General features: G+C 71.5%; 6 protein-coding genes. 3 read left to right on the top strand and 3 right to left on the bottom strand.

Annotation, left to right across the window (positions count from 1 at the left end):
- Positions 1-68 precede the first annotated feature (68 nt).
- Complete coding sequence (locus WH07_RS35225; protein WP_046509219.1) at positions 69-2,273, top strand: 3-hydroxyacyl-CoA dehydrogenase NAD-binding domain-containing protein; 2,205 nt, start codon at positions 69-71, stop codon at positions 2,271-2,273.
- Between the two features lie 119 nt (positions 2,274-2,392).
- Here the strand turns inward: WH07_RS35225 and WH07_RS35220 are convergent, their stop codons facing one another.
- The 3 genes from WH07_RS35220 to WH07_RS35210 all read right to left on the bottom strand — a co-directional run bounded on the left by WH07_RS35220 (position 2,393) and on the right by WH07_RS35210 (position 5,668).
- A complete protein-coding gene (locus tag WH07_RS35220; RefSeq protein WP_079023818.1) occupies positions 2,393-3,223 on the bottom strand; it encodes a MerR family transcriptional regulator in 831 nt (276 codons plus the stop codon).
- A gap of 240 nt (positions 3,224-3,463) precedes the next feature.
- Positions 3,464-4,642, bottom strand: coding sequence for a DUF3103 family protein (locus WH07_RS35215; RefSeq protein WP_232789173.1), 1,179 nt, complete (start codon positions 4,640-4,642; stop codon positions 3,464-3,466).
- Positions 4,643-4,867: 225 nt separating this feature from the next.
- Positions 4,868-5,668 carry an SDR family oxidoreductase gene (locus WH07_RS35210; RefSeq protein ID WP_046509215.1) on the bottom strand — a complete coding sequence of 267 codons (801 nt, stop codon included), beginning with the start codon at positions 5,666-5,668 and terminating at the stop codon, positions 4,868-4,870.
- 368 nt (positions 5,669-6,036) lie between these two features.
- Between WH07_RS35210 and WH07_RS35205 the strand changes: the two genes are divergently transcribed.
- Together WH07_RS35205 and WH07_RS35200 are read left to right on the top strand one after the other, a co-directional pair.
- Positions 6,037-6,864, top strand: a complete 828-nt coding sequence (locus WH07_RS35205) for a helix-turn-helix domain-containing protein (RefSeq protein WP_046509212.1) — start codon at positions 6,037-6,039, stop codon at positions 6,862-6,864.
- A gap of 144 nt (positions 6,865-7,008) precedes the next feature.
- On the top strand, positions 7,009-8,199 hold the full coding sequence (locus WH07_RS35200; RefSeq protein ID WP_046509209.1) for a glycosyltransferase: 1,191 nt from the start codon (positions 7,009-7,011) through the stop codon (positions 8,197-8,199).
- Positions 8,200-8,363: the final 164 nt, after the last annotated feature.

The following is an 8,363-nucleotide window of genomic DNA, read 5'->3' as shown; positions in this document are numbered from 1 at the left end:
TCCCCGACCGGCCCGCTCGCCACATTCCTTCGCCCGCCGTCCCCCGTCACGGATTACGGAGCAGCAGCATGAGCGAGTCCACCACCCCGGCGTCCTCGGCCATTCGCTGGGAACAGGACGCGTCGGGCGTCGTCACCCTCGTCCTGGACGACCCCCGCCAGTCCGCCAACACCATGAACGAGACCTTCCGGCACTCCCTCGCGGCGATCGCGGCGCGCGCGGAGGCCGAGAAGGACGGAATCCGGGGCATCATCGTCACCTCAGCCAAGAAGACCTTCTTCGCGGGCGGCGACCTCAAGGACATGATCAAGGTCGGCCCGGCGGACGCCCAGCGGGTCTTCGAGAGCGGAATGGCCGTCAAGCACGCCCTGCGGCGCCTCGAAACCCTCGGCAAACCCGTCGTCGCCGCCATCAACGGGGCCGCACTGGGCGGCGGTTACGAGATCGCCCTCGCCTGCCACCACCGGATCGCCCTGGATGCGCCCGGATCCAAGATCGGTCTGCCCGAGGTCACGCTCGGACTGCTGCCCGCGGCCGGCGGAGTGACCCGTACGGTACGGCTCCTCGGCATCGCGGACGCCCTGCTCAAGGTCCTCCTCCAGGGCACCCAGTACTCCCCGGCCCACGCGCTGGAGGCCGGGCTCGTCCATGAAGTCGCCGCCACCACCGACGAGATGCTGGCGGCAGCCCGCGCGTACATCGACGCCCACCCCGAATCGTGGCAGCCCTGGGACATCAAGGGCTACCGGATCCCGGGCGGTACGCCGTCCAGCCCGCGCCTCGCCGCCAACCTGCCCGCCTTCCCCGCCAATCTGAAGAAGCAGCTCGGCGGAGCGCCCTTCCCCGCTCCGCGCAATATCCTCGCGGCGGCCGTCGAGGGCTCCCAGGTCGACTTCGAGACCGCGCAGACCGTCGAGGCGCGCTACTTCACCGAGCTGGTCACCGGGCAGACCGCCAAGAACATGATCCAGGCGTTCTTCTTCGACCTCCAGGCCGTCAACTCGGGAGCGAGCCGTCCCCAGGGCATTCCGCGGCGCGAGGCCCGCAGGGTCGCGGTCCTCGGCGCCGGGATGATGGGCGCGGGTATCGCGTACTCCTGCGCGCGTGCCGGTCTCGACGTCGTCCTGAAGGACGTGTCGCAGGACGCCGCCGACAAGGGCAAGGCGTATGCGGAGAAGGCCCTCGCCAAGGCGCTCTCCCGGGGCCGTACGACCGAGGCGCGGCGCGACGCCCTACTCGCCAGGATCACCCCGACCGCCGACCCCGCCGATCTCACCGGCTGCGATGTGGTGATCGAGGCGGTCTTCGAGGACCCGGCGCTCAAGCACAAGGTGTTCCAGGAGATCCAGGACATCGTCGCGCCCGACGCGCTGCTCTGCTCCAACACCTCCACTCTGCCCATCACCCTGCTCGCCGAGGGCGTGTCCCGGCCCGCCGACTTCATCGGGCTGCACTTCTTCTCACCGGCCGACAAGATGCCGCTGGTCGAGATCATCAAGGGCGGGCGGACCGGCGACGAAGCCCTGGCCCGCGCCTTCGACCTGGTGCGTCTGATCAAGAAGACCCCGATCGTCGTCAACGACTCACGCGGCTTCTTCACCTCCCGGGTGATCGGGCAGTTCATCAACGAAGGTGTCGCGATGGTCGGCGAGGGCATCGAGGCGGCCTCGGTCGAACAGGCCGCGGCACAGGCCGGCTATCCCGCCAAGGTGCTCGCGCTGATGGACGAGCTGACGCTCACCCTGCCCAGGAAGATCCGGGACGAGACGCGGCGCGCGGTCGAGGAGTCGGGCGGCACCTGGGCCGGGCACCCGGCGGACGCGGTGATCGACCGGATGGTGGACGAGTTCGGGCGTACGGGACGCAGCGGCGGCGCGGGCTTCTACGACTACGGCGAGGACGGGCGGCGTATCGGCCTCTGGCCGGGGCTGCGCGAGCATTTCGGCACGGCGGACGGCACGCACACGCTCACCGGCGACCCGCTGCGCGATCCGCGGGAGCGGATGCTCTTCGCGGAGGCGCTGGACTCCGTGCGCTGTCTGGAGGAGGGCGTCCTCACCTCGGTCGCCGACGCCAATATCGGCTCCATCATGGGCATCGGCTTCCCCGCGTGGACGGGCGGTGTGCTCCAGTACATCAATGGGTACGAAGGCGGCCTGCCCGGCTTTGTGGCGCGCGCCCGCGAACTGGCGGAGCGGTACGGAGAGCGGTTCCAGCCACCGGCGCTGCTGGTCGCGAAGGCGGAGAAGGGGGAGAGGTTCAGCGACGCGTGAGGGCCCCGAGTGCCCCGACCGTGGGCCCTGACCGTGGCTTTGGGTGCGGGTGAGGGTGCGGCTGCGGGTGCGGTGCTGCGGTCAGGTGCGTGCGGGCCGCGCGGAGGTCGTACGCGTAGTCACTCCTCCTGTTCCTGCTCCTGGAACGCGGTCCGCAGCTCCTCCTTCAGCGACCGCTGGAACGCCGTGATCAGCGCCTGCACCACCAGGGGTTCCATGTGGGCGGAGAGCGATTTCACCGCCGCGAGCTGCTCGGGATCGGCCGCGCCCGGGCCGTACGGGAGCGACACCTCGTCCCGGAACATCCGGGTCAGTTTGCGCGCCGCCTCACGGGTGTGCTCCAGCAGGACCGTACGGGCCGCGAGGATCGTCTCCTGTGTGATCGGTACGTCGAGCAGCTCGACGCAGAGCCGCAGCAGCGCCGGGTCCAGCCGGTAGGTGTCCGGGCGGTCGGCGCGGGCCAGGGCGCCCATCGCGGCGAGCCGGTCGATGTCGTCCTCCGCCAGCGCCCGCCCGGCCCTGCGCTCCAGCTCCGCCCGGGTCGCGTCCTCCGGCGAGTCCGGCGCCCAGGACGCCACCAGCGCACGGTGGATCGCGAGATCGCGCGGGCTGAGGCCGGGCGGCAGCCGTTCCAGATAGCGTTCGATCGCGGCGAGGGTCATGCCCCGCTGCTGGAGTTCCTCGATCAGCGCCAGCCTGGAGAGATGCTCGGGGCCGTAGCGCCCCACCCTGCGCGGCCCGATCACCGGCGGCGGAAGCAGCCCGCGGGAGCTGTAGAACCGGATGGTGCGTACGGTGACCCCGGTCCGCGCGGCCAGCTCGTCGACGGTGAGAGTCGGCGGCTTGGCCCGGGACCCGGTACCCGCCCCGGTTCCGGTTTCGCTCGCGGTCCCGGGGCCGGTCCGGCCTGTCGCGCCGGTCCGGTTCTCGGGTTCGATTTCGGTGGCCATGGTCCGCACCCCGCTTCCGGCCGGTGTGATCTGGGCAGACCGATTCACTCCGGCAGCCCGGTTCAGTGGAACAGTATTGCTGTGCCACCACCGTTGTGAAAGTGGTCGTGCGGTCGAAGCGGTCGCGCGGGCAGCCGTCAAAACGCCGGTCCCCGGCTCGTACGGTCGGCTGGACCGTACGAGCCGGGGACCGGTCGACCGGCCGGACGGGATCCCGGCGGTGTCAGCAGCGCCCGTGCGTCAGAACTGCTGGACGAAGTAGGGGCTGACCGTCATCCAGCCGTTGCCCCGGGCACCGTTGAGACGGCCGGAGGAGTTCTGGGCCAGGGTGTACCAGGAGTCCACATAGTCCGGGTCGTTGGTCCACCACGACGTCGGAATGGCGTCGAGGATGGCGTTGACCAGCGGGATGTAGGCGCCCTGGTCGGTGATGGTGAGCAGGATGTCGGCGATGGCCTTGGCCAGCGCCTGGTAGTTGGTGTCGCCGTCGTCCTCCATCATCACGACGTCGGCGAGGTTGTACTTGTACGACGACCAGTTGACGAGGATCTGGTTCGGGTAGTAGGTCGTGCCGTCGTTGTCCAGGTACGGCATGGTGACCGTGTCGACCCGTACCTTGCCGTCGAACCCGAAGCCGCTGACGATCGAGAAGATCTCGGCGTCGCCCGAGATCCAGGGCTCCTCGTCGTTGGACAGATAGACGGAGTCGACGCGGGTGGTCCAGAAGCCCGCGGCGGCGGCCCGGTTCTGCGTCCGCGCCTCCGTCCGTGCCTGCGGCGCCTCGGCGGAGGTCAGGCCGCGCTTGGTGAGTTCCTTGTCGACAACGCCCAGACCCGCGGCCATGGCCTTGGTGACGTCGATGTCGACGACATAGACGGGCCGGTCCGGGGTGCGGCTCGCGTCCAGGGTGTGGGCGCGGCCACGGCTGTCGTACGCGGTGATCGTCTCCGCGCTGTCGTCGGTGCCGGCGGCGGCGACCAGCGGGGCCGTTCCGGCGGCCAGCTCGTCGCGCATGGAGTCGGCGGCCAGGCGCAGGCGCAGCAGCGAACCGGTGTCGGCGCCGAGCCCCTTGGCCTCGGCGATGCGCTGGTCGCCCCGGGCGACCGCGGGCGCGAGGGCCTGCCCGGCGCGGGCCGTGGCCCGGTCGGTCAGCGCGCGGAGATCGACCTGCTCCGAGGCGAGGGCCGCGGAGCGTATCTGGGCTCCCCATCTCTGGTCGGTGAGCGAGGTGGCGAGGGCACGGGCGGTCTGGTCCTCGACCAGGCCGACCGCCGAGGCCGGGGCCTGCGCGGGCGCCGCGGCGGACGGGGCTTGCTGCGAGGCGCCCGCCATCGGCGAGGCCACGCCCTGGAGGGCGGCGACGGTGACGGCACACAGGGCGAGGGCGGTGGCGTGGCGGCGGGTGAAACGCGTGCTCAAGGGTTCCTCCTGGAGGCATGCCGATCCGCCTTCCGGCGGGACGGCGGTTGGGGGGCGTTCAGGACGGAGCCGGATCTATGCGGGTAGATTCCGCTGGGAAAAGCATGTCCGTGGCATGCCAATTGCGCAAGGACCCGCCGAGCCGTTGTCCCCAACCGTCAGGCGCCCGGGCCGAATTGTTCGTGTCGGCCCGGGCCGGAGTTCGCCGGTTGTTCAGCGCCGGGTTCAGCCCTGGGCGGTGGGCCGTACGACGACTTCGTTGACATCGACGTCCAGGGGCTGGCCGATGACGTAGTCGATCGCCGCGCCGATGGCCGAAGCGGGGATCGCGATGCCCATCTGCTCCTGGACGGCCTCGCGCACCGCGGAGTCGCTGATGCCCCCGGTCAGCTCGCTGCGGGTCAGACCGGGGCTGATCACGGTGACCCGCAGATCGCGGCTCTCCTGGCGGAGCCCCTCGGAGATGGCGCGCACCGCGAACTTGGTGGCGCTGTAGACGGCGGCGGTGGGGTCGACGCGGTGCCCGGAGACGGACGCGATGTTCACGATGTGTCCCGCATGTCCTGTGTGTCCTGCGTGTTCCGCGCCCTGGGCCCGCATCAGGGGGAGCACCGCGGCGATGCCGTGGAGCACGCCGCGGACATTGACGTCGATCATGCGGTTCCACTCGTCGACCTTCAGCGCGTCCACCGTCGACAGGGGCATGACGCCCGCGTTGTTGACCAGGACGTCGATCCGTCCGTACCGCTCGCGCGCCGCCCGGGCGAAGCACCGGGTGCTCTCCAAGCTGGTCACATCCAGTTCATGATGGGCGGCCGAGCCCCCGTCGGCCCGGATGTCCTCGGCGACGGCGGCGATACGGGCGGTACGGCGGGCGCCGAGCATCACCCGATGGCCAGAGGCGGCCAGACGCCGGGCCGTAGCTTCGCCGATACCGCTGCTCGCGCCGGTGATCAGGACGACTTTGCTGCCGGGGGAGACGGCGCTGCTGGGGGAGGGGAGCGGAGAGGCGGCCGGGGCGTTCATGAGGATCCTTCGGAAAACGGGAAAAAGGGGCAACAGGTGTGGGTGTGATGGATGTGACGTCTGTGATGCCTGTGACGGGCGTGACCGGTACGCACTGGTGATCGCGCCGTGGATTCCGAGCGTGCGACGGATCGCGCCGCAGGGGGAGGGCGAGGCTTCCTGGGTGCGCCACACCCAGGAACGGCGACCGGCCGAGGTACGAGCACTGAGTGCGAAAGCCGGGTACGAGCCCTGAGTAGGGGAGCTGGGTGCGGGCGCCGGGTACGAGCCGCCCGCCTGCCACGGCCCCGAGCCGACGACCCCGGGCCGACGTCCCGGGTCGGCGGCCAGGGACCGGCCGTGCGGCAGCGGCGGCGTACGATTCCCGGATGAGCGGTTCCGAACTGGGGGAATTCCTGCGCGCGCGGCGCTCCCTGCTCAGCCCCGCCGAGGTGGGACTGCCCAGTTCCGGCCCTCGTCGGGTGGCCGGGCTGCGGCGCGAGGAGGTCGCCGTACTCGCGGGGGTCAGCGCCGACTACTACGCCCGCCTGGAACAGGGTCGCGAGCGGAGCCCCTCGGGCCCGGTCGTCGATGCCATCGCGCGGGCGCTGTGCCTGGACACGGACGCCCGGTGGCATGCCTACCGGCTGGCAGGCCTCGTACCGAAGCCGGCGCCCTCCGCCCGTACCGGCGAGGACCGTACCGACGAGGTGGACCCCGCGCTGCTGCGGCTCATGGACGCGTTTCCCGGTGCGGTCGCCTATGTCGTCAACCGCTGCCTCGATGTCCTCGCCTCGAACGCCCTGGCCAAGGCCCTGCTCTCCCCGCTGGCGGACCCGCGCGGCATGGTCCGCTCCGTCTTCCACGACCCGGCGGCCCGGGAGCTGTTCGCCGAGTGGTCCACCGTCGCGCGTGACACGGCGGAGGCGCTGCGGCTGGCGGCGGGGGAGGACCGGGGCGATCCCGGGATCGCCGCGCTTGTACGCGAACTCCTCGGCAGCAGTGAGGAGTTCGCGGCCCTGTGGCGGGAGCACCGGGTGAGTGGCCTCGGCCGCAAGACCAAGGTCTTCCAGCACCCGGACGTCGGCCGGATCACGCTCACCTACCAGACCTTTGACGTCCAGCACGCACCCGGCCGGCACCTGCTCGTCGGCACGGCGGCCCCGGGCACTCCGAGCGCCGACGCCCTCGCACTCCTGGGCTCCATGCATGCCTAGGGCGTGTTTCGGAGATCCCGTCCGGCGCCAGGTCTTCAACCGCCGAGCGGGTCCGGCGCGCCCGCGGCGCCAGGGCTTTCGTTTGGGCCCGGCCGGCCCGCGAGCACAGCGAGATCCAAACGAGAGGCCCTAGAGTCCGGCTCCATGCGCGTACTCTTCGCCTCGACCGAGGGATCCGGCCACTTCAATCCGCTCGTACCGTTCATCGACGCCTGCGTCGCGCGCGGGGACGAGGTGCTCGTCGTCGGGCCGCCCAAGCTGGAGGCGCGGCTCGCGGAGCGCGGGCAGCCGTACCGGATCGGCGGGGAGCCGCCCGCGGCCGAAACCGCGGCGATCATGGAGCGCTTCTCACAGGTGTCCAGGAAGGAAGCCGCGGTCCTGATCGACCGGGAACTGTTCGGGCGGCTCTGTACGGCGGCGATGCTGCCCGCGCTGGAGGAGGCGTGCCGCGACTGGCGGCCCGAGCTCGTACTGCGCGAGCCGTGCGAGTACGCCTCGGCCGTGGCCGCCGAGCGCGTCGGCGTCCCGCACGCACAGGTGGCGATCTCGGCGGCGCGGATCGAGGCAGGCGCACTCGAACTGGCCGCGCCCGCGCTCGCGCCGTACGGCACGGAACTGGTGGATCGGCTGCGCGCCTCCCCATATCTCACCCGCTTCCCCGCCTCCGTCGACCCCTCGCCGTACGCCCTGACCCGCCGGTTCCGCGAGGCCGCCGCCGTATCCCGGAGCGCCCCGCTGCCCGACTGGTGGGCCGGCAGTGCGGAACCGCTCGTCTATCTCACCCTCGGCACCGTCGCGGGCGGACTGCCGGTCGCCGCCGCGGCCTACCGTGCGGCACTGGAGGCGGTGGGCGGACTGCCGGTACGCGTACTGCTCACGGCGGGGCGCGCCACCGATGTGTCCGCGCTCGGCCCGGTCCCGCCGAATGTCCATGTCGAGGCCTGGGTGCCGCAGGCCGATGTCCTCGCCTGCGCGGACGCCGTGGTCTGCCACGGCGGTTCGGGTACGACCTTCGGCACACTGGCGGCCGGTCTCCCGCTGGTCGTCATCCCGTTCTTCGCCGACCAGCCCGCCAACGCCCGGCTGGTGAGTGAGGCGGGTGCCGGGCTGATGGTCGGTCCCAGTGGCGGCTCGCCGGACACGATGCCCGTCATCGGGCCCGACGACGTGCCGCGTATCCGTGCCGCCGTCGAGTCGGTGCTCGCGGATCCGTCGTACCGCGCCGGGGCGCGCCGACTGGCCGACGAGATGCGGGCGTTGCCCTCGATCGACGACTTGCTCGACACCCTCGCGGCCGACTTCGTGACCGACCTCCCGTCCCGGCCCCAGCCCTGACTCCGGCCCCAAGCCCCTGTCTCGGCCCCGCCCGTACGCCTGACCGCGAGAGCCGGAGTGAGAGAGCGCTCCCACCCGGAGTGGGAGCGCTCTCACGAGGCTCCCGCGACCCGGTCAACACCGCTCCCACATCCATCGCACTCCGTCAAGACTCGAACGCACAA

The organism is Streptomyces odonnellii (assembly GCF_000981895.1).
Classification (GTDB): Bacteria; Actinomycetota; Actinomycetes; order Streptomycetales; family Streptomycetaceae; genus Streptomyces; species Streptomyces odonnellii.
This window is presented reverse-complemented; position numbering and strand designations above follow the sequence as displayed.